Annotated in this window: 24 protein-coding genes and 1 riboswitch; of the genes, 8 read left to right on the forward strand and 16 right to left on the reverse strand. The window is 66.4% G+C overall.

What is annotated here, in order from left to right; translation table 11 throughout:
* From ACQKLX_RS25180 to ACQKLX_RS25200, 5 genes are all read right to left on the reverse strand, one after another.
* Positions 1-567, reverse strand: a 567-nt coding sequence (locus tag ACQKLX_RS25180) for a flagellin N-terminal helical domain-containing protein (RefSeq protein WP_465247611.1), incomplete at its 3' end; no start/stop codon positions are given.
* A 259-nt stretch (positions 568-826) separates the two neighbouring features.
* Positions 827-1,297, reverse strand: a complete 471-nt coding sequence (locus tag ACQKLX_RS25185; RefSeq protein ID WP_427364301.1) for a hypothetical protein — start codon at positions 1,295-1,297, stop codon at positions 827-829.
* Positions 1,298-1,538: 241 nt separating this feature from the next.
* Positions 1,539-2,027, reverse strand: a complete 489-nt coding sequence (locus ACQKLX_RS25190; RefSeq protein ID WP_427364302.1) for a hypothetical protein — start codon at positions 2,025-2,027, stop codon at positions 1,539-1,541.
* Complete coding sequence (locus tag ACQKLX_RS25195; RefSeq protein ID WP_427364303.1) at positions 2,020-2,370, reverse strand: rod-binding protein; 351 nt, start codon at positions 2,368-2,370, stop codon at positions 2,020-2,022. Before ACQKLX_RS25195 ends, ACQKLX_RS25190 begins: the two co-directional genes overlap by 8 nt.
* Positions 2,370-3,626, reverse strand: coding sequence for a flagellar basal body P-ring protein FlgI (locus ACQKLX_RS25200; protein WP_427364304.1), 1,257 nt, complete (start codon positions 3,624-3,626; stop codon positions 2,370-2,372). Before ACQKLX_RS25200 ends, ACQKLX_RS25195 begins: the two co-directional genes overlap by 1 nt.
* A gap of 256 nt (positions 3,627-3,882) precedes the next feature.
* Between ACQKLX_RS25200 and ACQKLX_RS25205 the strand changes: the two genes are divergently transcribed.
* Positions 3,883-4,290: a flagellar assembly protein FliX gene (locus ACQKLX_RS25205; RefSeq protein ID WP_427364305.1), complete on the forward strand. Its 408-nt coding sequence runs from the start codon at positions 3,883-3,885 to the stop codon at positions 4,288-4,290.
* Here ACQKLX_RS25205 and ACQKLX_RS25210 read toward each other — a convergent pair whose 3' ends face one another.
* Complete coding sequence (locus ACQKLX_RS25210; RefSeq protein ID WP_091840801.1) at positions 4,291-4,836, reverse strand: 2,4'-dihydroxyacetophenone dioxygenase family protein; 546 nt, start codon at positions 4,834-4,836, stop codon at positions 4,291-4,293. It lies immediately after the preceding gene.
* An 89-nt stretch (positions 4,837-4,925) separates the two neighbouring features.
* Positions 4,926-5,645, reverse strand: a complete 720-nt coding sequence (locus tag ACQKLX_RS25215) for an SDR family NAD(P)-dependent oxidoreductase (protein WP_427364306.1) — start codon at positions 5,643-5,645, stop codon at positions 4,926-4,928.
* A gap of 216 nt (positions 5,646-5,861) precedes the next feature.
* Between ACQKLX_RS25215 and ACQKLX_RS25220 the strand changes: the two genes are divergently transcribed.
* The 4 genes from ACQKLX_RS25220 to ACQKLX_RS25235 all read left to right on the forward strand — a co-directional run bounded on the left by ACQKLX_RS25220 (position 5,862) and on the right by ACQKLX_RS25235 (position 12,271).
* A complete protein-coding gene (locus ACQKLX_RS25220) occupies positions 5,862-7,076 on the forward strand; it encodes an NADP-dependent isocitrate dehydrogenase (RefSeq protein ID WP_427364307.1) in 1,215 nt (404 codons plus the stop codon).
* 103 nt (positions 7,077-7,179) lie between these two features.
* Positions 7,180-7,379, forward strand: a riboswitch (cobalamin riboswitch).
* 114 nt (positions 7,380-7,493) lie between these two features.
* Positions 7,494-10,409, forward strand: coding sequence for a ribonucleoside-diphosphate reductase subunit alpha (locus ACQKLX_RS25225; protein ID WP_427364308.1), 2,916 nt, complete (start codon positions 7,494-7,496; stop codon positions 10,407-10,409).
* Between the two features lie 235 nt (positions 10,410-10,644).
* The gene (locus ACQKLX_RS25230; protein ID WP_427364309.1) at positions 10,645-11,763 is read left to right on the forward strand and encodes a ribonucleotide-diphosphate reductase subunit beta; all 1,119 of its coding nucleotides are present in this window, start codon (positions 10,645-10,647) and stop codon (positions 11,761-11,763) included.
* A 55-nt stretch (positions 11,764-11,818) separates the two neighbouring features.
* A complete protein-coding gene (locus ACQKLX_RS25235; RefSeq protein WP_427364352.1) occupies positions 11,819-12,271 on the forward strand; it encodes a GFA family protein in 453 nt (150 codons plus the stop codon).
* A gap of 3 nt (positions 12,272-12,274) precedes the next feature.
* Here the strand turns inward: ACQKLX_RS25235 and ACQKLX_RS25240 are convergent, their stop codons facing one another.
* From ACQKLX_RS25240 to recA, 4 genes are all read right to left on the reverse strand, one after another.
* A complete protein-coding gene (locus ACQKLX_RS25240; RefSeq protein ID WP_427364310.1) occupies positions 12,275-12,904 on the reverse strand; it encodes a hypothetical protein in 630 nt (209 codons plus the stop codon).
* Entirely contained in the window at positions 12,904-14,058 is a 1,155-nt protein-coding gene (locus ACQKLX_RS25245) for a cyclic nucleotide-gated ion channel (protein WP_427364311.1), read from the reverse strand. Before ACQKLX_RS25245 ends, ACQKLX_RS25240 begins: the two co-directional genes overlap by 1 nt.
* A 7-nt stretch (positions 14,059-14,065) precedes the next feature.
* Positions 14,066-16,717: an alanine--tRNA ligase gene (gene alaS, locus ACQKLX_RS25250; RefSeq protein ID WP_427364312.1), complete on the reverse strand. Its 2,652-nt coding sequence runs from the start codon at positions 16,715-16,717 to the stop codon at positions 14,066-14,068.
* Between the two features lie 196 nt (positions 16,718-16,913).
* Positions 16,914-17,999: a recombinase RecA gene (gene recA, locus ACQKLX_RS25255; RefSeq protein ID WP_336531132.1), complete on the reverse strand. Its 1,086-nt coding sequence runs from the start codon at positions 17,997-17,999 to the stop codon at positions 16,914-16,916.
* 170 nt (positions 18,000-18,169) lie between these two features.
* On the opposite strand from recA, the gene ACQKLX_RS25260 reads away from it, so the two are divergent.
* Positions 18,170-18,685: a hypothetical protein gene (locus ACQKLX_RS25260; protein ID WP_427364313.1), complete on the forward strand. Its 516-nt coding sequence runs from the start codon at positions 18,170-18,172 to the stop codon at positions 18,683-18,685.
* On the opposite strand, the gene ACQKLX_RS25265 is transcribed toward ACQKLX_RS25260, so the two are convergent.
* A complete protein-coding gene (locus tag ACQKLX_RS25265) occupies positions 18,620-19,186 on the reverse strand; it encodes a hypothetical protein (RefSeq protein ID WP_427364314.1) in 567 nt (188 codons plus the stop codon). The two genes, ACQKLX_RS25260 and ACQKLX_RS25265, sit on opposite strands and share 66 nt — an antisense overlap.
* A gap of 31 nt (positions 19,187-19,217) precedes the next feature.
* Positions 19,218-19,802: a TetR/AcrR family transcriptional regulator gene (locus ACQKLX_RS25270; protein WP_427364315.1), complete on the reverse strand. Its 585-nt coding sequence runs from the start codon at positions 19,800-19,802 to the stop codon at positions 19,218-19,220.
* Positions 19,803-19,888: 86 nt separating this feature from the next.
* Between ACQKLX_RS25270 and ACQKLX_RS25275 the strand changes: the two genes are divergently transcribed.
* Together ACQKLX_RS25275 and ACQKLX_RS25280 are read left to right on the forward strand one after the other, a co-directional pair.
* On the forward strand, positions 19,889-20,710 hold the full coding sequence (locus tag ACQKLX_RS25275; RefSeq protein WP_427364316.1) for a crotonase/enoyl-CoA hydratase family protein: 822 nt from the start codon (positions 19,889-19,891) through the stop codon (positions 20,708-20,710).
* 11 nt (positions 20,711-20,721) lie between these two features.
* Complete coding sequence (locus ACQKLX_RS25280; protein WP_427364317.1) at positions 20,722-21,141, forward strand: DUF1330 domain-containing protein; 420 nt, start codon at positions 20,722-20,724, stop codon at positions 21,139-21,141.
* Positions 21,142-21,152: 11 nt separating this feature from the next.
* On the opposite strand, the gene ACQKLX_RS25285 is transcribed toward ACQKLX_RS25280, so the two are convergent.
* The 3 genes from ACQKLX_RS25285 to ACQKLX_RS25295 form a co-directional block, all read right to left on the reverse strand.
* On the reverse strand, positions 21,153-21,626 hold the full coding sequence (locus ACQKLX_RS25285) for an ester cyclase (RefSeq protein WP_427364318.1): 474 nt from the start codon (positions 21,624-21,626) through the stop codon (positions 21,153-21,155).
* 223 nt (positions 21,627-21,849) lie between these two features.
* Positions 21,850-24,972, reverse strand: a complete 3,123-nt coding sequence (locus ACQKLX_RS25290; protein ID WP_427364319.1) for an efflux RND transporter permease subunit — start codon at positions 24,970-24,972, stop codon at positions 21,850-21,852.
* Positions 24,973-24,981: 9 nt separating this feature from the next.
* The gene (locus ACQKLX_RS25295) at positions 24,982-26,127 is read right to left on the reverse strand and encodes an efflux RND transporter periplasmic adaptor subunit (RefSeq protein WP_427364320.1); all 1,146 of its coding nucleotides are present in this window, start codon (positions 26,125-26,127) and stop codon (positions 24,982-24,984) included.
* Between the last annotated feature and the right edge of the window lie 111 nt (positions 26,128-26,238).

Consider the following 26,238-nt stretch of genomic DNA (forward strand, 5'->3'; position numbering starts at 1 on the left):
CAGGTCGCGCACCGTTGCGTTCGCCGAGGAGAACGAGGCTTCGTAGGTGGTCGAGCCGGCGGTCAGCGAGAGGCCGATGAAGGTGTTCGCCGTGGCGATGCCGAGATTACCGGAGCTGGTCGCGGTCGCGGCATTGTTGGTCGCGTCGGCGTCGTCATCGACCAGCTTCTTGTCGAGGGCGATGTCCTTGAGGCTCTTGCTGGTGGAGACGACTTCCGCCTGGGTGGAAAGAGCTGTGCCGGCCTTGGTCGGCCTGTTCTGGGCCGCGTCAGACTGCGCTTGCTTGAGCGTCGACTGCAGCGAGTTCACCAGCTTGGTGATGCCGTCGATGCCCTTGGAGGCAGCCTGAATGGTCTGGATGCCGTTCGAGATGCCGTCGAGCAGGCCGGTGAGCTGGCTCGAACGATCATTCAGCGAAGCGGCGGTGAAGAAGTTGACCGGGCTGTCGATCGCGGAGTTGACCTTCTTGCCGGTGGCGAGACGGTTCTGGATCTGCGCGGACTGGGCGGCGGTCGATTGCAGCGTCGAGAGATTGTTGCGGACGCCGGCAGAGAGAGAAACGGCCATTTTATAATACCTTCCTGGTATGATGCCTTCTGGCGTCGAGACCGTTCTGGCCGCGACCGAGGAAGGATGCGGCCGATTTCGTAACGAGCGGTGAATCCAAGCCGGCGAATTGCCCGCAATCAGGGCGAAGTTGCGAACTAGTTAACGAGTGTAAAACATCATTCCGTCGCGACCGAAGCGGTCGAATTCGCCGGGATTAGCAAAGAAAAAGCCGCCGGTGGGTACCGGCGGCTTCAGAAGTTGAAAGCCGTTGATACGCTCAGGCGAGGCGCTCGACCTCATGGTTGCGCGGCGCTTCCGCCTCGCGGTTGCGTTCGATGATCTCGCGCGACCAGATGCGCAGCTTCAGCAGCGTCTCGTCGGGGAGCTGCTCGACCACTTCGCCGGTGTCGCGATTGGTCTTGCGCAAGATGACGCTGCGCGTCTTCGGATCGATGTCGAGGCGCCGCTCGATCACGTCACGCAGTTCCTGCTGGCGGCGCTGCTCGTCGAAGCGGCGTTGCTGCGCAGTGTCGTCCTGCTGGCTCTGCTGGCGCTGCGCGTCGGAGCGGCGCTCCTCGGCTCGGGCACGGATGTCAAGCTGTACGGGCTCGCCGGCCGCGATCGATCGCACGGTCTTCTCCGGTGGGAGCTCGACCGGCGCTGCGCCGTTCTGGACGGAAATATCGGTGCGGATCGTCGCTTGGACGGCACCGGTCGCGAACGTCTTGGGTGTCGCGCCGAAATCCATTCTGGACTCCTCTCGCAAGGCGGACTTCTTCCAAGAGCGAGAATGTGCGGCAGAGAGTTGAATCCGCCGTTAGAGAAATTGGTAAATTGCGATGGATTCTTCGTTTTATGGGTATTCTGACAGCGTTAACGCGCTTTGGGTCGAATCGTGTTCCAGATTAACCATGGTTTCTTTTGCGCTCTGAAGACCTGATAGATCTGTGCCGTAGCTGTCCGCGTGGTTCTTATTGGCTATGCGGCTCTCACAGACTCTTCGAGATCACCAGAGGGCCGGCATTGGGCCGGGCGAAGACTCCGGCGCCGACAGTCGCGGCCGGTCCGTAGCCCGGCGCCCTGTTCTGCTTGTTGGTGTCGGTGGCGAGGTCGCGCATGATCGATTCCGAGATCGCCCGCGCCGTCGCCAGCACCGTCTGGTTGAGATCGATCAGTTCCTGGAAGGCGAGATGGGCGTTCTTCAGGCGCTTGACCTTCTCCGGCGAGAAGCGGGCGAGCGCCACCGCGTTCAGCTTGATCTGCTCGACACCCTTCATATAGGTGCCGGCGAGCTCGGCCTTGCGGGCCTCGCGCTCCATCGCGTCCTTGAGGCGCCCGGCCTTGACCAGCCCGGTCTCCTCGCCGACGACATGGGAGAGGGCGCTGAGCGTCTCCATGACGGTCTCGATCAGGCGCTCGGCCTCGACCGCGTTCGCGATGCGCGGGCGCTCGTCGACGACGCGCATCCGGTCAAACATTGCCGGCTCCCGCCGACGCCTTGGCCTGGACCTGGATCAGGTCGCGCATGATCTGGTCGGAGAGGCCGACGCCGCCAGAGCGCTGGATCTGCTTGGCGTATTCCTGTGACAGCATGGAACGCCAGACATCGCCGCCGACGCCGTTCTCGCCGAGCGGGCCTTCGGTCCCATTCGAGCTCATCATGGTCTGGGTGAAGTTCTCGAGGAAGACGGTCTCGAAATCATCGGCGGTCTTCTTCGCCTTGCTCTGCGAGGAGCTGAGCGCGTCGGCGATGCCGCCGGCGAGATTGACGGCGGCGCCGATGGCGAGCTTGGCGGCGGGAGCGGCGAGGATGGCACTCATTACATCACCTCGATGTCGGCTTGCAGCGCGCCGGCTGCCTTGATGGCTTGCAGGATGGAGAGCAGGTCGCGCGGACCGATGCCCAGCGCGTTCAGTCCGTCGACCAGCTCGCGCAGGGTCACGCTCTCCTTGACGAGGGCGAGCTTGTTGGTGCCCTCGGTGTCGACCTTGACGTTGCTGCGCGGCACGACGACTGTCCGACCGTTGCCGAATTCGTTTGGCTGGCTGACCTGCGGCTCCTCGGAGATCGTCACCGTCAGGTTGCCCTGGGCGACTGCGACAGTGGAGACGCGGACATCTTTGCCCATGACGATGATGCCGGAGCGTTCGTCGATGACGACGCGGGCGATCTGGTCCGGCTCGATGCGCAGCTGCTCGATGTCGGTGAGCAGGCGGATCATATTGCCCTGGAAGCGTGGCGGGATCTGCAGGACGACGGTCGAGGGGTCGGTCGGCTCGGCTGAGTCGCCGCCGATGAAGTCGTTGATCGCGGCAGCGATGCGGCGGGCGGTGGTGAGGTCGGGATTGCGCAGCGACAAGCGCAGCGTCTTCAGCTTGTTGAGGGCGAAGTCGATCTCGCGCTCGATCAGGCCGCCATTGGCGATGCGGCCGACGGTCGGGACGCCGCGGGTGATTTTGGCGGCTTCCGCTTCGGCCGAAAAGCCGGCGATCGCGACCGGCCCCTGCGAGACCGCATAGACCTCGCCATCGGCGCCGAGCAGCGGCGTCGCGAGCAGCGTGCCGCCCTGCAGCGATTTGGCGTCGCCGAGCGCGGAAACGGTGACGTCGAGCCTTGTGCCCTGGGTGGCGAAGGGCGGCAGGTTCGCCGTCACCATCACCGCCGCGACGTTGGCCGTCCGCATGCTGGCGCCGCGGGTGTTGACGCCGAGGCGCTCCAGCATGGCCTGCAGGGACTGCTTGGTGAAGGGCGCGTTGTTGAGCGTGTCGCCGGTGCCGTTGAGGCCGACGACGATGCCGTAGCCGAGGATCTGGTTGCTGCGCACGCCCTCGACCGAGGCGAGGTCCTTGATGCGCGAGAGGGCAGTGCCCATGCCGCCGCTGCCGGCAAAGGCGGTGCGCGAGACGCCGGCCTCGGCCGCGCCGTTGCGCGCCGGAGCTTGAGCCTGGGGGGCGGCGCCATTGCCGCCACGGCTCGGCGGGGCCGCCGGAGCAAGATCGGCCGCCATGGCGGCGCCGGCCAGCAGCAGGGCTGCGAGCGGCGTCAGCAGGTGGCGAAGGCGGAAGAGGCGAGGCATTTGGCACCGGGCGAATCTGATGTCGCCAAGCCGGTGCGAAGAGCGTGCCAATTCGGGAGAAAGTGAAAACGCTTTTTAATCAGGCTTTTAGAGAAAACTGGCCTGATCGGGCAGGGAAGGGCGGCCGGCGCAAAGCTGCCGCCCCCGGCAAATCCTGCCGGGCGATTTACCGCTCGTTAACCATGTTGCCGGCACAAGGATGTGGGTCGGGCAGCGTCCATACAGCGCCTTTTCAGGCCGACCTTGCGAGAGCGTGATGATCCGCATCGACCAGCGCAGCCCGATCTCATCGACGACCCCGACCAGCCGCAGTGCCTCGACGGGTAGTTCGTCCTTCCGCCTGCCGGCGCGTGAGAGCGCGGCCTCGGCGCAGGGTGCGGCCGTCAGCCATGCCGGCTCGCTCGATGGCTTGCTCGCCGTCCAGGCCGAGGAGGACGGGCAGGAGCGCAAGCGCCGTCAGGCTCGCCGCGGTCACGATCTGCTCGACGGGCTCGATCGGCTCAAGGCCGCCCTGCTGGCCGGGCGCGTTTCGCCGGCCGAGCTGGAGCGGCTGAAGGGGATGCTGTCGGCGCGGCGCGAGGCGACCGACGATCCGCGCCTCGACGAGGTGCTTGCCCATATCGAACTGCGCGCAGCGGTGGAGCTTGCGAAGCTCGGGCGCTGATCAGCGGATGAACTGATCCGCGTACTCCGCTCCGAGCCCGTTCGTCGCGTAATGCGCACGGCATTTGTCGAGCCGGGTGAAGACGTCGTCATAGCCGAGGCATTTGCCGTCCGGGTCGACATAGATCATCGCGCCATTGACCTGGAACATGGTGATCATCTCCTCGACATCGGGATCGACCACCAGCGTATGGGTCTCGCCGGGCGCCTCGTAGACATAGGAACCCTCAGTCGCGGTCCAGTCATGTTCGAGATAGCGCCACTTTCCCCGCAGTACATAGCCGTGCACCGGCTGGGGGTGGCGGTGGCGCGAGAGCACGCCGGCGCGGCGCACGCGCAGCAGGTTCATCCAGTAGCCGCGCGTCACCGAGAGGCAGAGCGGCCGGAACCAGACATTATCGTCGACCGGCACCCAGACGCGCTCATCCTCCGGGATGACGTTCGGCACGATCAGCTCGGGCGGCGAATCCTTCGGCTGCGGATGGCGATAAGGTGTCCAGCGCTCTTCGGTGCTGACCTGGACCGGGACCGGGCTGACCTTGTTCATCGCGATGTCCTCCGCTTGAGCTTTTGATTCAGCTGGCTGGGCGATCGATTCAGCAAGCGCCGCCAGGTCGTTGATGTTTCTTCGGTCCTTCAGACGGCGAGATAGCCGCCGTCGACCGGCAAGGTCGCGCCGGTGATGAAGCGGGCGGCGTCCGAGAGCAGGAACAGGATCGCGCCGCCGACATCGCCCGGCTCGCCCCAGCGGTTCATCGGCGTGCGCGACAGGATCGGGGCGGAGCGGGCGGCGTCCTCGACGAGGGGCCTTGTCAATTCGGTCGCGATCCAGCCCGGTGCGACCGCGTTGACGCGGATGCCGTCCTGCGCCCAGGCGGCGGCGAGCGACTTGGTCAACTGGCCGACGCCGCCCTTCGAGGCGGAATAGCCCGGCGCATAGGCCGAGCCGTGGAAGGTCAGCATCGAGGCGGTGTTGACGATCGCACCTTTGCTCGCGGCGAGCTTCTGCTTGGCGGCGAGGCACATGCGCATCGTGCCGGTGAGATTGACCTCGACGGTGAGCCGGAACGCCTCGATCTCGAACTCCTTGCCGCCGCGCTGGATCATGCCGGCGCAATTGACGAGGGCGTCGATGCGCTGGCAGCCGGCGACGATCGCTGCGACCTCGGCATCGCTGGTGACGTCGAGCCTGGCATGGCGGATCGCGGCATGGGCGGGCGTCGCCGAAACCTCGTCATCGGTGAGGCCGGTGGCGAGGACCTGGTAGCCGGCTTCGGCAAGCGCGAGCGCGGCGCCGGCGCCGATGCCGCGAGTGCCGCCGGTGACGAGGGCGAAGGGGGCGGAGGAGCTTGTCATAGCTCCAATCTAAATCGGTTCGCAGAGTTGCCAACTGCGTTGGCAGGCGGGGCGCCCTGCGTCGGCGCACGGAGAACATCGTCACGCCCCCGCGCCTTGCCCAAAAGGCCGGCTTCCCCCTGCGCGCGTAACCCGCTAGGAAGCGCGCGGGCGGCTGCGGCGAGGTCGTTGCAGCCCGGAAACGTTCCAGACTGACCAGAGCAGGGGTCGCATCACATGAGCAAGATCAAGGTCGCCAACCCGGTCGTCGACATGGACGGCGACGAAATGACCCGCATCATCTGGCAGCACATCAAGGACAAGCTGATCTTCCCCTATCTCGACCTCGAGCTCGATTATTTCGACCTCTCGGTCCAGAACCGCGACGCGACCGACGATCAGGTCACGATCGACGCCGCCAACGCCACCAAGAAGCATGGCGTCGCGGTCAAGTGCGCCACCATCACGCCGGACGAGGCGCGCGTGAAGGAATTCAATCTCAAGTCGATGTGGAAGAGCCCGAACGGCACGATCCGCAACATCCTTGGCGGCGTGATCTTCCGCGAGCCGATCATCTGCAAGAACGTGCCGCGCCTGGTGCCGGGCTGGACCCAGCCGATCGTCATCGGCCGCCATGCCTATGGCGACCAGTATCGCGCCACCGACTTCAAGTTCCCGGGCAAGGGTACGCTCTCGATCAAGTTCGTCGGCGAGGACGGCAACGTCATTGAGAAGGAGGTCTTCAAGGCCCCCGACGCCGGTGTCGCCATGGCGATGTACAATCTCGACGATTCGATCCGCGACTTCGCCCGCGCCTCGCTCAACTACGGCCTGATGCGCAAGTACCCGGTCTATCTCTCGACCAAGAACACCATCCTCAAGACCTATGACGGGCGTTTCAAGGACATCTTCCAGGAGATCTTCGACGCCGAGTTCAAGGCGGAGTTCGACAAGCTTGGCATCACCTATGAGCACCGCCTGATCGACGACATGGTCGCGTCGGCGATGAAGTGGTCGGGCGGCTATGTCTGGGCCTGCAAGAACTATGACGGCGACGTGCAGTCCGACACTGTGGCGCAGGGCTTCGGCTCGCTCGGCCTGATGACCTCGGTGCTGATGACGCCGGATGGCAAGACCGTCGAGGCCGAGGCCGCGCACGGCACGGTGACCCGCCATTATCGCGAGCACCAGAAGGGCAAGGAGACTTCTACCAACTCGATCGCCTCGATCTTCGCCTGGACGCGTGGTCTCGCCCATCGCGCCAAGCTCGACAACAATGCCGAGCTCGCCAAGTTCGCGACCCTGCTCGAGAAGGTCACGGTCGATACCGTCGAGGCCGGCGACATGACCAAGGACCTGGCGCTGCTGGTCGGCCCCGATCAGAAGTTCCTCTCGACCACCGGCTTCCTCGACAAGGTCAGCGACAACCTGCGCAAGGCGATGGCCGCGTAAGCGGCCTGAGCCTTGAAGGCAAAAATAGAAGCCCGGCCGTTCTGGCCGGGCTTTTTTGTTGAGCGGTATATGTCCATCCATTGACATGGAAATTGAACGATCTACTAAATCTGGTGGTCGATGGTCTCTCGAATCGCAAGATCGAGAGCTAAGAGGGAAGCCGGTGAGAAGCCGGCGCTGCCCCCGCAACTGTCAGCGGTGAGTTCTTAGTCCAGCGTTGTCACTGAGGCCGCAAGGCCTTGGGAAGACGGACGAGAGCGGTGACCCGCGAGCCAGGAGACCTGCCGCGACCCTAGTTCACGTCCTCGGGCGGGGTGTCCCGGTGGTGCGCTTGGCAGGTCGCGGCCTCGTATCGTCGCGCGCCTTCTCGACGCTACCGCTCTGGCCTCTGCCTCCAACATCTTGGGGTTGATGCCGATGTCTCTTTCCATTGAAGCCGAACGGCCTGCTGCCGTCCCGTTGGCTGCCACTGCTGCGCCAGCCGAGGCCGCGCCGACTGAGCCGGGCTACCAGCTCATCCGCCGCAATGGAGCCGTGACGTCGTTCGATCCCTCGAAGATAGCGGTGGCGCTGACCAAGGCCTTCCTTGCCGTCGAAGGTTCCAGCGCCGCCGCCTCGCGCCGCATCCATGATGTCGTTGCCGAACTGACCGAGCAGGTCGTCGCGGGATTGACGCGCCGCGCCGCCACCGGCCGCACCTTCCATATCGAGGACGTGCAGGACCAGGTCGAACTCGCGCTGATGCGCGGCGAGCATCACAAAGTCGCCCGCGCCTATGTGCTTTATCGTGCCGAGCGGGCGCAGGAGCGGGCGAAGGCTCAGGCCGAGGCAGTGCCTCAAGCTGCCGCGGCTCGCTCCCTGCAGATGAAGCTCGCCGACGGCACGCTCGTCCCGCTCGATGCCGCCCGTCTCGACAAGGTGGTACGCGAAGCCTGTGCCGGTCTCGACGGCGTCTCACCTGAGCCTGTCCTCAGCGAGGCGCGCCGCAATCTCTACGACAGCATCTCGCTCGACGAGTTGGCGTTGGCGCCGATCCTCGCCGCCCGCACGCTGATCGAGTCCGAGCCGAACTATTCCAAGGTCTCAGCCCGGCTGCTGCTCGACAAGCTCCGCCGCGAAGCACTGAGCTTCGTCCACGGCCATGCCGAGCAGGCGACGCAGGAGGAGATGGCTGTCGGGTACAGCGACTATTTCGCGGCCTATCTCAAGGCCGGCGTCGAGAACGAGCTGATCGACCCCGAGCTCGGCCGCTTCGACATCGCCCGCATCGCCGCCGCGCTGAAGCCGGAACGCGACCTTCAGTTCGACTATCTCGGCTTTCAGACGCTCTACGACCGCTACTTCCTGCATGTCCGCGGCAACCGCTTCGAGCTGCCGCAGGCCTTCTTCATGCGTGTCGCCATGGGCCTGGCGCTGCGTGAGATCGACCGCGAGGGCAGGGCGATCGAATTCTATGACCTGTTGTCGTCCTTCGACTTCATGGCCTCGACACCGACCCTGTTCAATTCGGGCACGCTCAGGCCGCAGCTCTCCTCCTGCTTCCTGACCACCGTCGCCGACGATCTCGACGGCATCTTCAAGGCGGTGAAGGACAATGCCCTGCTCGCCAAGTATTCGGGCGGCCTCGGCAATGACTGGACGCCGGTGCGCGGCCTGGGGGCCCATATCAAGGGCACCAATGGCGAGAGCCAGGGCGTCGTGCCGTTCCTGAAGGTCGCCAACGACACCGCCATCGCCGTCAACCAGGGCGGCAAGCGCAAGGGCGCAGTCTGCGCCTATCTCGAAACCTGGCACGTCGACATCGAGGAGTTCCTCGATCTCAGGAAGAACACCGGCGACGACCGCCGCCGCACCCACGACATGAACACGGCGAACTGGATTCCCGACCTGTTCATGCAACGCGTCGAGGCCGGCGCCGATTGGACCCTGTTCTCGCCCGACGAGGTGCCCGACCTGCACGACCTCTACGGCAAGCCGTTCAAGGCGGCCTATGAGGGCTATGAGGCGAAGGCCGCTCGCGGCCAGATCAAGGTCTTCAAGCGGGTCAAGGCGCTCGATCTCTGGCGGCGCATGCTGACCATGCTGTTCGAGACCGGCCATCCCTGGATCACCTTCAAGGATGCCTGCAACCTGCGCTCGCCGCAGCAGCATGCCGGCGTGGTGCACTCCTCCAATCTCTGCACTGAGATCACGCTCAACACTTCGGCAGACGAGGTCGCGGTCTGCAATCTCGGCTCGGTCAATCTCGCGGCCCACGTCACGGCCGATGGGCTCGACCAGGCGCGCCTCGCGCGAACGGTGAAGACCGCGATGCGCATGCTCGACAACGTCGTCGACATCAATTTCTACACGATCCCGGAGGCGCGCCGCTCGAATCTTCGCCACCGCCCGGTCGGCCTCGGCCTGATGGGCTTCCAGGATGCGCTGCAGAGCCTGCGCCTGCCGGCGGCGTCGGAGGCGGCGGTCGCCTTCGCCGACTCATCGATGGAGGCGATCAGCTTCCATGCGATCTCGGCCTCGGTCGATCTCGCCGCCGAGCGCGGCCGTTATCCGAGCTTCGAGGGCTCGCTCTGGTCGAAGGGCATCCTGCCGATCGACTCGCTCGACATCCTCTCGGAGGCCCGTGACGGCGATGTCGAACTGGACCGCTCCGCGACGCTCGACTGGGACAGCCTGCGCGAGCGGGTGAAGACCACCGGCATGCGCAACTCGAACACGATGGCGATCGCGCCGACCGCGACGATCTCGAATATCGTCGGCGTCTCGCAGTCGATCGAGCCGTCCTACAGCCAGCTTTACGTCAAGGCGAACATGTCGGGCGACTTCACCGTGGTGAACGCCGGGCTCGTCCATGACCTGAAGGAACGTGGCCTCTGGGACGAGGTCATGGTCTCGGATCTCAAATATTACGACGGCAAGGTCAGCCAGATCGATCGCGTCCCGGCCGATCTCAAGGCGCGCTACGCGACCTCCTTCGAGATCCCGACGGAATGGCTGATCAGGGCGGCGGCGCGCCGGCAGAAATGGATCGACCAGGGCCAGTCGCTCAATCTCTATATGGCGCAGCCCTCCGGCCGGAAGCTCGACGAAGCCTATCGGCTGGCCTGGCGGCTCGGCCTGAAGACGACCTATTACCTGCGCGCGCTGTCGGCGACCCATGTCGAGAAGTCGACGCTCAAGGGAACCGACGGCAAGCTCAATGCCGTCTCGGCGACCGTGCCGGTGGCGGCCAAGGCGGCCGCCCCGATCATCCTCGATATGCCGCTGGAGAACGGCAGGGCGGTACCGAACGCCTGCTCGATCGACGATCCGAGCTGCGAGGCGTGTCAGTAGCGGCCGACTATCGTTTCCAATCTGGCCCTGCCGGACGGGACATCCACGAGGAACCCCTCTCCTGGAAGGAGAGGGGCAGGGGTGAGGTGTGCGGGAGCTAGTTCATTGGCCTGAACCCGGCCATGCGGTCAGCGCTCGCGGAGCTGGTCCGATCTCCCACACCTCACCCTGCCCTCTCCTTCCAGGAGAGGGTTCCCCGCACCTCATCTTCACGTTTCAAGAACGGAACCCACCCATGCTCGACTGGTCCGACACCAAGGCTGTGACCCCGGCCAACCCCGCCATCCTGACACCTGCCGCCGACGCCACCGGCCTCGGCGAGATCGACCGCAATGGCGGGCGCGTCAGTGTCGGCGAGAAGCGGATGATCAACTGCCGTGCCGATGTGAACCAGTTGTTGCCGCTGAAGTACAAATGGGCCTGGGAGAAGTACCTTGCCGGCTGCAACAACCACTGGATGCCGACCGAGGTCTCGATGCAGGCCGACATCGCGCTCTGGAAGTCGAAGGACGGGCTGACCGAGGACGAGCGGCGCATGCTCAAGCGCAATCTCGGCTTCTTCGCGGCGTCCGAATCCCTCGTCGCCAACAACATCGTGCTGGCGATCTACCGTCACCTGACCAACCCGGAATGCCGGCAGTACCTGCTGCGCCAGGCTTTCGAGGAGGCGATCCACACCCACACCTTCCAGTACATCGTCGAGAGCCTCGGCCTCGACGAGGGCGAACTGTTCAACATGTACCGCGAGGTGCCCTCGATCACCGACAAGGCGGCCTGGGCGCTGAAGCACACGCAGAGCATCGAGAACCCGGAATTCCGCACCGGCACGCCGGAGAACGACCAGGCGCTGCTGCGCGACCTCATCACCTTCTACGCGATCTTCGAGGGAATGTGGTTCTATACCGGCTTCGCGCAGATCCTCTCGCTCGGCCGGCGCAACAAGATGGTGGGGATCGCCGAGCAGTATCAGTACATCCTGCGCGATGAGAGCATCCACCTGAACTTCGGCATCGACGTGATCAACCAGATCAAGATCGAGAACCCGCATCTCTGGACCAGAGCTTTCCAGGACGAGGTCCGCGGCATGATCCGCGATGCGGCCGAGCTCGAGGCGGCCTATGGCCGCGATACGATGCCGAGGGGCTTCCTCGGGCTGAACGCGGCTCTGTGCGAGCAGTACATGCACTTCATCGCCAACCGCCGCTGCGGCCAGCTCGGCCTCACCCCCGTCTTCGCCGAGACCGAGAACCCGTTCCCCTGGATGAGCGAGGCGATGGACCTGAAGAAGGAGAAAAACTTCTTCGAGACCCGGGTGATCGAATACCAGAACGGCGGCGCGCTGAGTTGGGAATAGGGTCGAAAGCGGTTATTCCTGACTTGGCAATGGATCGGGAATTGGCGTGACCGCGATGACAATGAACCTCACCGGTGGCTGCCAGTGCGGCGCGGTGCGCTATCGCCTGCTGAAGCCGCCGCACAAGGTCTCGGTCTGCTTCTGTCGGATGTGCCAGAAGGCAGTGGGCAATTATTTCGGCGCCTTCGCCTCCTCGCGCATCGAGAACGTCGTCTGGACGCGCGGGACGCCTGCCGTCTTCCATTCATCGGCCGTCGCCGAGCGCGGCTTCTGCCGCGATTGCGGCACGCCGCTGAGCTTCAGCTATCCCGGCGCGGGCGCGCTCTCGCTCACGGTCGGCAGCCTTGACGATCCCGCCGCCTTCCCGCCGAGCCATGCCTATGGCGTCGAGGGCAGGACGCCCTGGTTCGACGAGCTCTGCCGGCTTGAGGGCACGCGGACCGAGGACGATATTCCGGCGGAGGAGCTGCCGGGATATCGCTCGCGTCAGCATCCCGACCATGATTGAGCGCTACTCCACGACGAGCTCGCGCCGCGCCAGCACGCGCGGGCCGGTGAGCGGAGCGTCCATCACATAGCGCAGCTCATAGGTGCCGGGCTCGCTCGGCGCTTCCAGCGTGCTCTCGACATTCTCGGCCGGGAAGAAATTCGGCCCCTGCGCGTCTGGTGGTGCATCCGGCTTGACCAGCACGACGCGGTCGCGATCGCCATTGGGGCCGATGCCGCGCACCGGCAGAGGATTGCCGCGCGCCACACGGGCGGGGGCAGCGAGGGTCGCGCTCGGTGCCGTGGTCAGCAAGGGGTGGCGCAGCAGGATGAGCGGCTTGCCGTCGCTCTCGCCGAGCAGGCGCCATTCATAGCTGCCGACCTCGCCCGGCGCCGGCAATGACATCACCGTGGCCTGGCCGAGCGGTGAGGCGACGATCGCTGCCTCCGCCGGATCGGTCGGCCGGCTGATGGCGAGGCGGGCATTGGCCGGGGCGCGGCTGATGAAGGCAGTCGCCATCGACCCGGCCATCAATGTGCGCGGCGCCGATAGGCTCGGGCCTTGCGGCGGGCGCTGTTGCGGGCGTGGCTGCTGCGCCAAGGCGGGGCTGCCTGCGCTCAGGAGCAGGGCGAGGGCGGTGCGGCGGGTCGGCATCATACTGCTGCAAGTCGGTGGAGATGGGCGGCGAGTTCCGGATGACGCAGCATGAGCAGGCGAAAATCGGCAGGATCAAGGACAAGCAGCTTGGTCGCGACGGTGGCTCGCACCGCGATCCCACCTTCGGCCGCGATCTCGGTGAGGCAGAGCTCGCCGAAATAGCAGCCCTCGTCGAGCCGGCGGCTGCCAACAGGCTCGATGATCTCGACCTCGCCACTGGCGACGAAATAGAGCGACCGGGCCGGCTCGTGCGGGCGCAGCACGACACCGCCGCCGCGCACGGTGCGGGCGCGCAGCGCATGCATGATCTCGGCGATCTCGGCGGCGTTGAGGCCGCTGAACAGCGGCACGCGCGCCAGCATGCTCCAGGTGACGACGAATTCACGCCGGTGGATCTCCTGGGCGAAGGCGGTGGCGATGATGCCGACCGGCAACGCCAGCATGACCAGGCCCATCACTGCCGTCAGCGATGCCACGACCTTGCCGAGCGGGCTCACCGGAAACGCGTCGCCATAGCCGACCGTGGTCAGCGTCACGATCGCCCACCACATCGCGTCGGGAATGGTGCCGAACTTGTCCGGCTGCACGTCGTGCTCGACGAAATGCATCGCCGTGGCGGACAGCAGCATCACTCCGATCAGGATGACGATGCAGGCGGCAAGCGCCTTGCGCTCGGCATGCAGCGCTGCTCCCAGCGAGGCCATGCCGGGCGAATAGCGGCCGAGCTTGAAGAAGCGCACCAACCGGAAGAGCAGCAGGATCTTGAGGTCGCCATAGCCGAGCAGGGCGGCATAGAGCGGCACGGTGGCGAGGAAGTCGAGCAGCGCCGGCGGCGACAGCGCATAGGCGCGCCGGGCGGCCCAATCACTCATGCCGCGATAGCGCGCATGCTCGGGCGCGACCCAGAGCCGCACGACGTATTCGAGCGTGAACAGCACGGTCGAGACCAGCTCGATCCCGTGGAACAGCCGTTCATGGGCGGTGGCGAGCCGCGGCACCGATTCCAGCACCAGCGCCGTGATGTTGACGACGATCAGCGCGACCAGCCCGCCATGGACGAGCCTGGCCGAGAAGTCGTCGCCGGCGCCGCGATCGATGATCAGATGCGCCCGCCGCCGCCAGCTCATGCCAGGCTGCGGGGCGGGCGTCATGCGAGTGTCAGCCCATCGCCTCGGCGACGGCGTCGAGCGCCGCCTGCGCCTGCGAACCGTCGGGACCGCCGGCCTGGGCCATGTCGCGGCGGCCGCCGCCGCCCTTGCCGCCGAGGCGCTCGGATGCCGCGCGCACCAGCGCGACCGCATCGAAGCGCTCGGTCAGGTCGGGCGTGACGCCGACGACGACGCCGGCCTTGCCATCTTCGGCGACGCCGATGATGGCGACGACGCCGGAGCCGACGCGACCCTTGGCTTCGTCGACCAGGCTCTTCAGGTCCTTCATCTCGACGCCGGTCACGGCGCGGGCCAGGAGCTTGGCGCCGGCGACCTCGCGGATCGGGTCGCTCGCCTCGCCGCCACCACCCATGGCCAGCTTCTTGCGGGCCTCGCTCAGCTCGCGCTCGAGCTTGCGGCGCTCCTCGATCAGGGTTGCGACACGCGCCGGCAATTCGGCGATCGGCGCCTTCAGCACGCCGGCCATCTCGTCGAGCGCGACGCTTTCCGCGCGCAGATGGCGACGGGCCGCCTCGCCGGTCAGCGCTTCGAGCCGGCGTACGCCGGCCGCGACGCCGGCTTCGGACAGGACCGTAACGAGGCCGATGTCGCCGGTGCGGCCGGCATGGGTGCCGCCGCAGAGCTCGACCGAGAAGGTCTTCGGCGTCTCGGCATCGCGGTCGGTGCCCATCGACACGACGCGGACCTCGTCGCCATATTTCTCGCCGAACAGCGCACGCGCGCCGGAGGCGATTGCGTCGTCGACCGACATCAGCTTGGTGGTGATCGGCTCATTCTGCAGCACCAGCTTGTTCGCCATCTCCTCGACCCTGGCCAATTCCTCGCGCAAGATCGGCTTGGGGTGGCTGAAGTCGAAGCGCAGGCGCTCGGGCTGAACCAGCGAGCCCTTCTGCGCGACATGGTCGCCGAGCACGCGGCGCAGCGCCTCATGCAGCAGATGGGTGGCCGAATGGTTGGCGCGGATGCCGCCGCGCCGGCCATGGTCGACCGTCAGCTCGGCCGGCTTGCCGATCTCGATCGTGCCGGAGACGACCTTGACCTGGTGGGCGAAGACGTCGCCGAGCTTCTTCTGGACGTCGAGGACCTCAGCCTTGAAGCCGTTGCCGGTGATCGAGCCGGTATCGCCGACCTGGCCGCCGGATTCGCCATAGAATGGCGTCTGGTTGAGGATGACGGTGCCGCTCTCGCCTTCCTTCAGCGAGGTGACCTCGGCATTGTCCTTGACCAGAGCGGTGACCACGCCCTCGGCGCTCTCGGTGTCGTAGCCGAGAAACTCGGTCGCGCCGACTCGTTCGCGCAGCGGGAACCAGAGCGTCTCGGTCGCGGCCTCGCCGGTGCCGGCCCAGGCGGCGCGCGCCTTGGCCTTCTGCTGTGCCATCGCCGCGTCGAAGCCCTCGATGTCGACGCCGACGCCGCGCGCGCGAAGCGCATCCTGGGTCAGGTCGAGCGGGAAGCCATAGGTGTCGTAGAGCGTGAAGGCGACGTCGCCCTTGAGCTTGTCGCCGGAGCTCAGGCTCTGGGCCTCCTGGTCGAGGATGGAGAGGCCGCGCGCCAGCGTAGTGCGGAAGCGGGTCTCCTCCAGCTTCAGCGTCTCCGAGATCAGCGCCTCGGCCCGGATCAGCTCAGGGTAGGCCTGGCCCATCTCGCGCACCAGCGCCGGCACCAGCTTGTGCATCAGCGGGTCCTTGGCGCCGAGCAGCTGCGCATGGCGCATGCCGCGGCGCATGATCCGGCGCAGCACATAGCCGCGGCCCTCGTTCGAAGGCAGCACGCCGTCGGCGATCAGGAAGGCGGAGCAGCGCAGATGGTCGGCGATGACGCGATGGCTCGCGCTCATCGGCCCGTCCGAGGGGACGTTGGTCAGATCGGCGATGGTGCGGATCAGCGTCGCGAACAGGTCGATCGAATAATTGTCATGCGTGCCCTGGAGCACCGCGGCGATGCGTTCCAGGCCCATGCCGGTGTCGATCGAGGGGCGGGGCAGGTTGGTGCGAATGCCGCCCGCCGCCTCCTCATACTGCATGAACACGAGGTTCCAGATCTCGATGAAGCGGTCACCGTCCTCGTCGGGCGAGCCGGGGGGGCCGCCGGGGATGTGGTCGCCATGGTCGTAGAAGATCTCGGAGCACGGGCCGCAGGGGCCGACATCGCCCATGCGCCAGAAGTTATCGGAGGTCGCGATGCGGATGATGCGCGAATCCGGCAGGCCGGCGATCTTCTTCCAGAGCGTGTGCGCCTCGTCGTCCTCGGAATAGACCGTGACGGTCAGCTTGTCCTTGGGCAGGCCGAATTCGCGGGTGACCAGGGTCCAGGCATGGGTGATCGCCTGTTCCTTGAAATAGTCGCCGAAGGAGAAGTTCCCCAGCATCTCGAAGAAGGTGTGGTGGCGGGCGGTGTAGCCGACATTGTCGAGATCGTTGTGCTTGCCGCCGGCGCGCACGCATTTCTGCGCCGTGGTGGCGCGGGCATAGGGGCGCTTCTCCTGGCCGGTGAAGACGTTCTTGAACTGCACCATGCCGGAATTGGCGAACATCAAGGTCGGGTCGTTGCGCGGCACGAGCGGGCTCGACGGCACCACCTCGTGGCCGTTCGCCTTGAAGTAATCGAGGAAGGTCGACCTGATCTCGTTGACGCCGCTCATCGCAATCTTGGCTCTGGTTCAAGCATGGGGCCGGCAAGCGCCGGCAGGGCTGAAAGGGTTCTAGTCAGCGCACTTATGCCTGTCCAGAAAGGGCCTGCATAGTTCGCAGGCGCGGCAAGCTGCTGACCGCAAAACGGAAACGGGCGACCCGAAGGCCGCCCGTCGATCTAATGGCTGGATGTCGCGGTTTGAAGGCTCAGGCCTCGCCCTCGTCGAGGTCCTCGGCGGTCGGGTCGGCGTTCTCCAGGATGCGCTCGGCGACCAGGCCGGAATTCTGGCGGATCGTCGTCTCGATCTTGGCTGCGACGTCGGGATTGGCCTTGAGGAAGCTCTTGGCGTTCTCGCGGCCCTGGCCGAGGCGCTGGCTGTCGAAGGAGAACCAGGCACCGGATTTCTCGACGATGCCGGCCTTGACGCCGAGATCGACCAGTTCGCCGGCCTTCGAGATGCCCTCGCCGAACATGATGTCGAACTCGACCTGCTTGAAGGGCGGCGCGACCTTGTTCTTGACGACCTTGACGCGGACCTGGTTGCCGGTCGCCTCGTCGCGCTCTTTCAGCGTCGAGACGCGGCGGATGTCGAGGCGCACCGAGGCATAGAACTTCAGCGCATTGCCGCCGGTGGTGGTCTCAGGCGAGCCGTACATCACGCCGATCTTCATGCGGATCTGGTTGATGAAGATGACCATGCAGTTCGAGCGCGAGATCGAGGCGGTGAGCTTGCGCAGCGCCTGGCTCATCAGGCGAGCCTGCAGGCCGGGCTGGTTGTCGCCCATCTCGCCTTCGATTTCCGCACGCGGCGTCAGCGCCGCGACCGAATCGACGACGAGGACGTCGATCGCGCCGGAGCGGACCAGCGTGTCGGTGATCTCGAGCGCCTGCTCGCCGGTGTCGGGCTGCGAGATCAGCAGGTCGTCGAGATTGACGCCGAGCTTGCGGGCATAGACCGGATCGAGCGCGTGCTCGGCGTCGACGAAGGCGCAGACGCCGCCCTTCTTCTGCGCTTCGGCGATGGTGTGGAGCGCGAGCGTGGTCTTGCCGGAGGATTCAGGGCCGTAGATCTCGACGACGCGGCCGCGGGGCAGGCCACCGACGCCGAGCGCGATGTCGAGGCCGAGCGAACCGGTCGAGACCGTCTCGATCTCGATCGCCTGCTGGTTCTTGCCCAGGCGCATGATCGAGCCCTTGCCGAAAGCCCGTTCGATCTGCGAGAGCGCCGCATCGAGCGCCTTGGCCTTGTCCATCGAAGAGCCTTCCACGAGCCTGAGATTTGCCTGATTCACGACGTGCGCTCCTTATGGCAGGGGCGCGACCACATCTCAATCCGCGCCATGGAAACGACTATGGTCATGGTTTGTTCTCTCTCGCAAGTTCTTTTTTTGTTCTGGTCTTGCCGCGCGCAGATTGTACTGTGGCAGGGCGAATGCAGCCGGTTCGCCAGGGATAACGGGTGATGCGCAAATCCCTGATCAAGCTCATCCTGATCCCGCTGGACCTCGTCGTTGGACTTGCCATCCTGCTCGACGAGCTGCTGCGGCCGCTCTACCGGCCGCTGATCGCCTGGTTCGCCTCGCTCAGGCTGGTGGCGCGGCTGGAAGAAGCGATCGGGCGATTGCCGCCCTATGGCGCGCTGGTCGCGCTCGCGATCCCCTTTGCCATCGTCGAGCCGTTGAAGCTGCTTGGCCTGCTATTTCTGGCGCGCGGCGCATTCACGGCCGGCATCATCACGACGGCGGTCGGCCATCTCGCCGGCTTCCTGCTGGTCGAGCGTGTCTACCATGCCGGGCGGGCGCAACTCCTCACCATCCCGTGGTTTGCCCGGATCATGGGCTGGATCGATGCGATCCGGCAGGTCGTTATCGGGCGGGTCAGGGCGAGCGCGGCCTGGCAGCGGGCGGTCGCGTTAGTGCGGGCGGTGCGGGAGCGCTTGCGTGGCGTCAGGCTCTGGTTCGCCCGCCGGCGCGCCTGAGGCGGTGGGCAGGTCCGCCGGCACCGGTAGATCGGTTTCGTCTTTCGGCTCGGCCTGCAAGGCGGCGGCGAGCCGTTCCAGCTCCAGGGTGTAGCAGTAGATCGCGAAGACGATTGCGAGCAGCAGGCTGGAACGCCAGGTCAGAGTGAAGCTGTCGGCGAGCCTGGTCAGCTCGGGCAGATGACGCAGGAAATAGATCGAGGCGAGCGCGCCGCCGACGATCGCGCCGAGGCGGGCGGCAAAGGCCAGCAGATGCCCCAGCACCGGGCTGTGGAAGCCTGGCGGCACGGGCAGCCTGTAGAGCCGGGTCCAGTAGCAAATCTGGCCGAGCAGCGCCGCACCGCAGACCTGCGCCAGAATCTCGGTCGGCAGCTCCTGCCGCTGGCCGATCCGCTCGACCAGGATGCGGAAGGCGGTGTGGATGTGGAACAGGATCACCAGCGCGCAGGCCGTCTGCACGATCAGCAGCAGCGTGTAGGCGAGGACCGGCCTTTGCGTCATCGGTGCAGGATAGAAGGTGGCCGGGCGACGATCAAACCGGTCGGCTTTGCGCTGCCGATGCCAACGCGGCGGCGGCGCGGCCGGCAGCCTCGACATAGGCCGGATCGCGGTGGACGAGCATGACCGAGAAGGCTCCGTCCATCAGCAGCACGACCTGGCGGGCGAGCTCATCGGGAGCTGCGATGCCGTGGCTGGCGCATTCACCGGCGAGCCAGCGCTCGAAGCCGGCCTTGTGGCGCGCGCCGATCCTGATCGCGGGATGGCCGGGCAGGTTGGCGAGCTCGGCGGCGGTGCGCAGGAAACCGCAGCCCTTCCAGCGCGGATGGCGGGCCGAGCGCGCGAGGTTCTGGAAGATCGTCTCGATCTTCTCCGGTAGCCTGCCTTCGGCCTGGTGGAACCAGCCGGCCATCAGCTTGAGATTGGGCTGGTCGCGCGCCTCCAGATAGGCGGCGACGAGCTCGTCCTTGCTCTCGAAATGGTAGTAGAGCGTGCGCTTGGTGACGCCGGCCTTCTCGGCGACCGCGTCGACGCTGACGGCGCGGATGCCCTCGCCATAGAACAGCTTGCTGGCGGCTTCGATGATGCGCTTGCGGGTCGGGCTGTCAGGTTCGGCCATGCCTCATGTATACCGTATAGGTAGTATACATCGTCAAGCCTGCGGCGCAGCCTTCCGAGACCCGAAACCGGAAGGACGCCAAGGCCATGCCCGACAATGATCCCATCCTGATTCACCAGCGCGAGGCGGTCGCGACGCTGACGCTGAACCGGCCCGAGAAGCTCAACGCGCTGAGTTACGGGCTGATCGATCGCCTGCTCGACATCCTCGACGCGATCGAGATCGATCCGTCGATCCGCGCGGTGATCCTGACCGGGGCGGGCGAGCGCGCCTTCTCGGCCGGCGGCGACATCCACGAGTTCTCGCAGAGCGTCGCGGCCGGGCCGGAGCAGGCGGTGCGCGATTTCGTTCGCCGCGGGCAGAAGCTGACGGCGCGGCTGGAAGCCTTCGGCAAGCCGGTGATCGCGGCGGTGAACGGGCTCGCCTACGGCGGCGGCTGCGAGGTCACCGAGGCGGTGCCGCTCGCCATCGCCAGCGCGCGGGCGATGTTCGCCAAGCCCGAGATCAATCTCGGCATGCCGCCGACTTTCGGCGGGACGCAACGCCTGCCGCGGCTTGCCGGCCGCAAGCGCGCCATGGAGCTGCTGCTGACCGGCGATCCGTTCACGCCTCAGCGGGCGCTGGAGCTGGGGCTGATCAATGCAGTCGTGCCGCATGAGGAGCTGCTGCCGGCGGCGCATGCGCTGGCAGCGCGCATCCTGCGGCATTCCTCGCTGGCGGCAGCGAGCATCCTCACCGCGGTGACGCGCGGCATCAATACCAGCATCGCCGAAGGATTGCTGATCGAGAGCGAGCAGTTCGCCCGCGTGGTGCCGACAGCCGATCTGCGCGAAGGGCTCGACGCCTGGATGGCGCGGCGCCAGCCGGTCTATTCCGGCGATTGGTCGCTGGTCGCCAAGGCCGATTGAGGGAGATGGGGATGAGCGACCATACGAGCTTCAGCCGCGAGGCCTTCGCCGCCTTCCGCGCCAATGAGCGGCCGGGGCCGGTGCAGATGCTGAACCTGATCCGGCTCAATGGCGAGGCGCAGTATCCGGACGGCCCGCATGGCGGCGGCCGCGAGGCGTTTGCCGCCTATGGCCGGATCAGCGCGCCGGTGCTGAACCGGCTCGGCGGGCGGATCCTCTGGCGCGGCGGCTTCGAGCAGATGCTGATCGGCCCGCGGGGCGAGCGCTGGGACATCTGCTTCATCGCCGAATACCCCAGCGTCGAGGCCTTCGCTGCGATGTTCCGCGATCCGATCTACCGCGAGGCGATGGTGCATCGACAGGCGGCGGTGAAGGATTGCCGCTTGATCCGATTAGAAGCGCGGGAGGCGGGCGTGACCTTCGCGGGATAGAGAAGGGTTGCTCAGCCCTGCTTCAGGCGTCCGATCAGGCCATGGATGTCGCCGAGCACGAAGAGGTCGCGCACGAGCCCGTCCTCGAAGGTGAAGGCCGGAGCGCCATGCCACCAGACATGGCGGCCGCTCGGCGGCACCCCGAACATCTCGCGGCGATGGAAACCGTGGAAGCGCAAGCGACCGAAGACGCGGTTGCCTTCCTCGACCAGCGCCAGGATGTCCGAGGTGTACTCGCCGAGCGAGCCGGTGACCCAGTCGACATAACCTGCGAATTCGCGATGGCCATGCAGGACCGGCCCGAGCGAGCCGCGAAAGGTGAAGTCCTCGTGGAAGATCCGCGGGATCAGCGACTTGTCGGCGTGATCCCACATCTCCTTGTAGAAGACCCGGACGAGCTCCTTCTGCGGCGAGAGCACGACGCCGCCGAAATCGAGGGCCGGCTCGTCCGGCGGCGCATCTCGGCCTCTCGGCATTTCCGTCATGCGGTTCTCCTTCGCTGTCTCAAGCTCCGCCGAAAGCGCGCCGGATGAGACATCAAATGTCGCAAACCGCCATTGGGAAACCGCGCATGCTGGGTGATCTCATCGCCTGATCAGAAATTCCCCGAGCCCTCATCCTGAGGAGCCGTTCCGAGACGCCGCTGCGCGGCTCCTCAGGATGAGGGCGGGGTGTAAGACAGGCGAACTCGCCGGTGGTACCGCGCGCTCACCCTGCCGCGTGAGGTGTTTCCGCTGAGGCGGGCGCGGCCGCTCCCTTGCTGCCGAGCCTTCGCGAGAGTCCTTCCATGAAGAGGAAGATCACCGGGGTGATGAAGAGCGTCAGCACCTGCGAGACGATCAGCCCGCCAACCACGGCGAGGCCGAGGGGCTGGCGCAGCTCGGCGCTGGCGCCGGCGCCGATCGCGATCGGCAGGGCGCCGAGGATCGCGGCCAGCGTCGTCATGATGATCGGCCGGAAGCGGCGCAGGCACGCTTCGCGGATCGCGGTGTCGGGGGGCTCCCCGGCGCGCTGCAGTTCGAGCGCGACGTCGATCATCATGATCGCGTTCTTCTTGACGATGCCGATCAGCATCAGGAGCCCGATCACGGCGATGACCGAGAGGTCGAGCCCGAAGAGCTTCAGCGTCAGCAGCGCGCCGAGCGCCGCCGCCGGCAGGCCGGTCAGGATCGTCAGCGGGTGGATGAAGCTCTCATAGAGGATGCCGAGCACGATGTAGATCGTCAGCACCGCGCCGGCGATCAACAGGCCCTGATTGCCGAGCGATTGCTCGAAGGTCTTGGCGACGCCGGCGAAGCTGGTGCCGATCTGAGCGGGTAGGCCGAGCTCGGCCTTGATCGCGTCGATGCGCTGCACGGCTTCCCCGAGCGCGCGCCCGGCCGGCAGGTTGAAGGAGAGGGTGACGGCCGGGAGCTGGCCGAGCTGGTTGACGGTGAGCGGGCCGGCCTTGCGCTCGATGCGGGCGAAGGAGCCGAGCGGGACGAGCGCGCCCGAGGAGGAACGGAAGCGGACCTGATCGAGCCGGTCGTTCGACCATTGGATGTCGGGGTTGAACTCGATGATCACCTGGTAGCTGTCGCTGGTGGTGTAGATCGTCGAGATCTGGCGCACGCCGAAGCCGGAATAGAGGCTGGAGCGCAGCACGTCGGCGCTGATCCCCAGCGACTGCGCCTTGGCCCGGTCGACGACGAGATTGGCGAGCAGGGCCTTGTTCTGCAGATCGGTGGTGACGTCGACGAAGAGCGGATCGTGCTGCAGCGCCTCCAGCATCTTACCGGACCAGTCGGACAGCGCGGCCTGGTCGATCGATTGCATCACGAACTGGTACTGGCTCTTGGAGGAGCGCGCGCCGATGTTGAGGTTCTGGACCGGCGACATGTAGGTCGCGATGCCGGGGATGGCGGCGAGCTGGCGACGCAGATCGGCGAGCATCTGCTGCAAGGGCGGGCGCTGGTCCTTCGGCTTCAGCTCGACGAAGAGCCGCCCAGCATTGAGGCTGCTCGACTGGCCGCCGGAGCCGATGGTCGAGGCGACATGGGCGACATAGGGTGAGCTTCGGAAGACCTCCTCGACCTTCCGCTGCAGGCCGGACATGGCGTCGAAGGAGATGTCCTGGCGCGCCTCGGTCGCGACCTGGAGCTGGCCGATATCCTCCTGCGGGAAGAAGCCTTTGGGGATGGTCACCACCAGCCAGGCGCTGGCGGCGACGCTGGCGAGGAAGATCATCAGCACGGTGCGGCGGTATTTCAGGCTGAGGTCGAGCCCGGCGCGATAGGCGTCGAGCACGGCGTCGAAGCCGCGTTCGAGGAAGGCGAGCCGGTCCTTCTTGCCGGGCTCCGCATGGCCCGCCGCATTGGCGCCGAGGCGCGCGCACATCATCGGCGTCAGCGTCAGCGAGACGAAGGCCGAGGCGAGGATCGCGACGGTGACGACCACCGCGAACTCGTTGAAGACGCGCCCGATCACGCCGCCCATCAGCAGCACGGGAATGAACACCGCGACCAGCGAGAGCGAGATCGAGATGATGGTGAAGCCGATCTCGCTCGAGCCTTTCAGCGCCGCGTCGAACGCCGAGAGCCCGTCCTCCTCCATATGGCGGACGATGTTCTCCAGCATGACGATCGCATCGTCGACGACGAGGCCGACGGCGAGCGTCAGGCCGAGCAGCGAGATGTTGTCGATCGAGAAATCGAGCAGATACATCGCCCCCAAGGTCGCGATCAGCGAGATCGGCACGGCCACCGCCGGGATCAGCGTCGCGGTGAAGCGGCGCAGGAACAGGAAGATCACCGCGACGACCAGAACGATCGTCAGGCCCAGCGTGAACTGCACGTCCTCGACCGCCTGGCGGATCGAGGCGGAGCGGTCGTTGAGCAGGCCGAGCGTCGTCGCCGGCGGCAGCAGCGACTGCATCTGGCCGATCGCGGTCTTGACCCGGTCGACGACCTCGACGGTGTTGGCGTCGGGCTGGCGGAAGACGGCCACGACGAGGGCGCGCGAGCCATCATACCAGCTGGCGAGCTGCAAATTCTCGACGGAGTCGATCACCTTGGCGACGTCGCCGAGCCGGACCGGGCGGCCGTCGCGGGTGGCGATGATGATATCGGCGAAATGGCCGGCGTCGGCGAGCTGGGTCTGCGCCTCCAGCGTCAGCTGCTGCGGTCCGGACTGCATGGTCCCGACCGGGGTGTTGACGTTGGCAGCGGTGATCGCCAGCTGCAATTCGTTGATGCCGATGCCGCGCGCGGCGAGCGCGGTCGGGTCGACCTGGATGCGGACCGCGTATTTCTGGCTGCCGAAGATCTGGACCTGCGCCACGCCCTCGACGGTGGAGAGCGTCGGCGAGAGCACCTGCTGGACGAAGGCGTCGATCTTGGAAAGCGGTGTGACCTCGCTCTTCAGCGCCAGCAGCAGGATCGGGGCGTCGGCGGGGTTGAACTTGCGATAGCTCGGCGGCGTCGTCATGTCGATCGGCAGCTGCCGCTGCGTGCGGGCGATCGCCGCCTGGACGTCAGCCGCGGCCGCGTCGATGTCACGGTCGAGCGCGAACTGGATCGCGATTGAGGTCGAGCCGAGCGCGTTGGTGGTCGCGATCGAATCGATGCCGGCGATGGTGGCGAACTGCTTGATCAAGGGCGTCGCGACCGAAGTCGCCATGATCTCAGGCGAGGCGCCGGGCAATTGCGCGGAGACGTTGACGACCGGGAACTCAGCCCGCGGCAGCGCCGCGACCGGCAGGGAGCGCCAGGCGAACAGGCCGCCGAGGATCAGCGCGCACGACATCAGGATCGTTGCGACGGGATGACGAATGCAGAAGGCCGAGACCGACATGGCGCGCGCTCACGGCTTGCTGGTTTGCGGGGTCGTCAGCCTGATCCGAGAGCCGGGCGAAAGCCGCGACTGGCCCTCGGTCACGACCTTCTCGTCCTGCGACAGGCCGGACGCGATCGCCACGACTCCGTTCTCGTTCGAGGCGACCTTGACGGTCCTGGCCTCGACCGTGTCGTCGGTCTTGGCGACGTAGACGAAGGGGCCTTTCTGCCCCTCCTGCAGCGCGACAGAGGGCACGGTGACGGCGCCGGGCAGCATGCCGAGCTGGACGATGACATCGACATATTGCCCGGGCCAGAGCCGGTGCGGCACGTTGGTGAACAGCGCCTTCACGCTGACGGTGCCCGAGGGGATGTCGACGGCGGAATCGATGAAGGAGAGATCGCCGGTGGCGAGCTCCTCGCGCGTGCCGGAGGCGAAGGCGGTGACCTTCGCCGGCGTCTCGGCCTTGGCTGCCTCCTGCAAAAGCGTCAGGTCGCGCTCGGGCAAAGTGAAGGTGACGCGGATCGGGGCGAGCTGCGTCACCGTCAGGAGATTGCTGCTGGCGTCGTTGGCGCGCACCGCATTGCCCGGTGTCGCCGTGATGGCGCCGAGGCGGCCCGAGATCGGGGCGGTGATCGTGGTGTAGCCGAGCCGGACGCGGTCGAGCGCCAGCGTCGCCTCGTCAGCTTTGACGGCGGCGGTGGCGACGGCCTCGTCGGCCGTCGCCTGGTCGAGCGCCTGCTGCGTGCCGGCGCCCTTGTCGACCAGGCTCTTCTGGCGGGCGAGATCGGCGCGCTTCTGCGCCACGGTCGCCTTGTCGCGCTCGACATTGGCCTCGTCGCGGGCGACCTGTGCCTTGAGCTCGCGATCGTCGAGGGTGAAGAGCAGGTCGCCCTGCTTGACCTCCTGGCCTTCCTTGACGTGCTGGTCGGCGATGATGCCGTCGAGGCGGGACTTGACCGCGACGATCGCGACCGGCTCGGCGAAGCCGATCGAGCGGCGTGTCACCGGGATGTCGGCGCGGCCTGCGAGCACGGTCGTGACCGGGCTCGCGATGGGACCGGCGCGACGCTCAGCATGGGCCTGCTCCGGACCGTCCTGCGGCCTGATCACGCGCCAGGCGGCAAAGGCGGCGACAGCCACCAGAAGGGCTATGAATGCGTAGCGTTTCATCGGTCACCAAGGCGCAGCGCTGTCGACGAGACAGCACCTTACAACCGGCAAACGCCGGGCGCCTGTCCGCCACATGAACTCTTGGTAATGCTGGCGGTTGCCGGAGCGACC

Origin of the sequence: Allobosea sp. NPDC003192, assembly GCF_050275675.1 — a bacterium.
Taxonomy (GTDB): domain Bacteria; phylum Pseudomonadota; class Alphaproteobacteria; order Rhizobiales; family Beijerinckiaceae; genus Allobosea.

What these genes read in the sequence shown, in the direction of transcription:
- ACQKLX_RS25265 (WP_427364314.1), bottom strand. Translation starts at nt 19,186, where the DNA reads ATGACGCAAAGGCCGGTCCTCGCCTACACGCTGCTGCTGATCGTGCAG.
- ACQKLX_RS25290 (WP_427364319.1), bottom strand. Translation starts at nt 24,972, where the DNA reads ATGTCGGTCTCGGCCTTCTGCATTCGTCATCCCGTCGCAACGATCCTG.
- ACQKLX_RS25195 (WP_427364303.1), bottom strand. Translation starts at nt 2,370, where the DNA reads ATGAGTGCCATCCTCGCCGCTCCCGCCGCCAAGCTCGCCATCGGCGCC.
- ACQKLX_RS25270 (WP_427364315.1), bottom strand. Translation starts at nt 19,802, where the DNA reads ATGGCCGAACCTGACAGCCCGACCCGCAAGCGCATCATCGAAGCCGCC.
- ACQKLX_RS25220 (WP_427364307.1), top strand. Translation starts at nt 5,862, where the DNA reads ATGAGCAAGATCAAGGTCGCCAACCCGGTCGTCGACATGGACGGCGAC.
- ACQKLX_RS25215 (WP_427364306.1), bottom strand. Translation starts at nt 5,645, where the DNA reads ATGACAAGCTCCTCCGCCCCCTTCGCCCTCGTCACCGGCGGCACTCGC.
- ACQKLX_RS25205 (WP_427364305.1), top strand. Translation starts at nt 3,883, where the DNA reads ATGATCCGCATCGACCAGCGCAGCCCGATCTCATCGACGACCCCGACC.
- ACQKLX_RS25285 (WP_427364318.1), bottom strand. Translation starts at nt 21,626, where the DNA reads ATGACGGAAATGCCGAGAGGCCGAGATGCGCCGCCGGACGAGCCGGCC.
- ACQKLX_RS25275 (WP_427364316.1), top strand. Translation starts at nt 19,889, where the DNA reads ATGCCCGACAATGATCCCATCCTGATTCACCAGCGCGAGGCGGTCGCG.
- ACQKLX_RS25225 (WP_427364308.1), top strand. Translation starts at nt 7,494, where the DNA reads ATGTCTCTTTCCATTGAAGCCGAACGGCCTGCTGCCGTCCCGTTGGCT.
- ACQKLX_RS25200 (WP_427364304.1), bottom strand. Translation starts at nt 3,626, where the DNA reads ATGCCTCGCCTCTTCCGCCTTCGCCACCTGCTGACGCCGCTCGCAGCC.
- ACQKLX_RS25210 (WP_091840801.1), bottom strand. Translation starts at nt 4,836, where the DNA reads ATGAACAAGGTCAGCCCGGTCCCGGTCCAGGTCAGCACCGAAGAGCGC.
- ACQKLX_RS25295 (WP_427364320.1), bottom strand. Translation starts at nt 26,127, where the DNA reads ATGAAACGCTACGCATTCATAGCCCTTCTGGTGGCTGTCGCCGCCTTT.
- ACQKLX_RS25245 (WP_427364311.1), bottom strand. Translation starts at nt 14,058, where the DNA reads ATGACGCCCGCCCCGCAGCCTGGCATGAGCTGGCGGCGGCGGGCGCAT.
- ACQKLX_RS25280 (WP_427364317.1), top strand. Translation starts at nt 20,722, where the DNA reads ATGAGCGACCATACGAGCTTCAGCCGCGAGGCCTTCGCCGCCTTCCGC.
- ACQKLX_RS25185 (WP_427364301.1), bottom strand. Translation starts at nt 1,297, where the DNA reads ATGGATTTCGGCGCGACACCCAAGACGTTCGCGACCGGTGCCGTCCAA.
- ACQKLX_RS25230 (WP_427364309.1), top strand. Translation starts at nt 10,645, where the DNA reads ATGCTCGACTGGTCCGACACCAAGGCTGTGACCCCGGCCAACCCCGCC.
- ACQKLX_RS25240 (WP_427364310.1), bottom strand. Translation starts at nt 12,904, where the DNA reads ATGCCGACCCGCCGCACCGCCCTCGCCCTGCTCCTGAGCGCAGGCAGC.
- ACQKLX_RS25235 (WP_427364352.1), top strand. Translation starts at nt 11,819, where the DNA reads ATGACAATGAACCTCACCGGTGGCTGCCAGTGCGGCGCGGTGCGCTAT.
- ACQKLX_RS25260 (WP_427364313.1), top strand. Translation starts at nt 18,170, where the DNA reads ATGCGCAAATCCCTGATCAAGCTCATCCTGATCCCGCTGGACCTCGTC.
- ACQKLX_RS25190 (WP_427364302.1), bottom strand. Translation starts at nt 2,027, where the DNA reads ATGTTTGACCGGATGCGCGTCGTCGACGAGCGCCCGCGCATCGCGAAC.
- alaS (WP_427364312.1), bottom strand. Translation starts at nt 16,717, where the DNA reads ATGAGCGGCGTCAACGAGATCAGGTCGACCTTCCTCGATTACTTCAAG.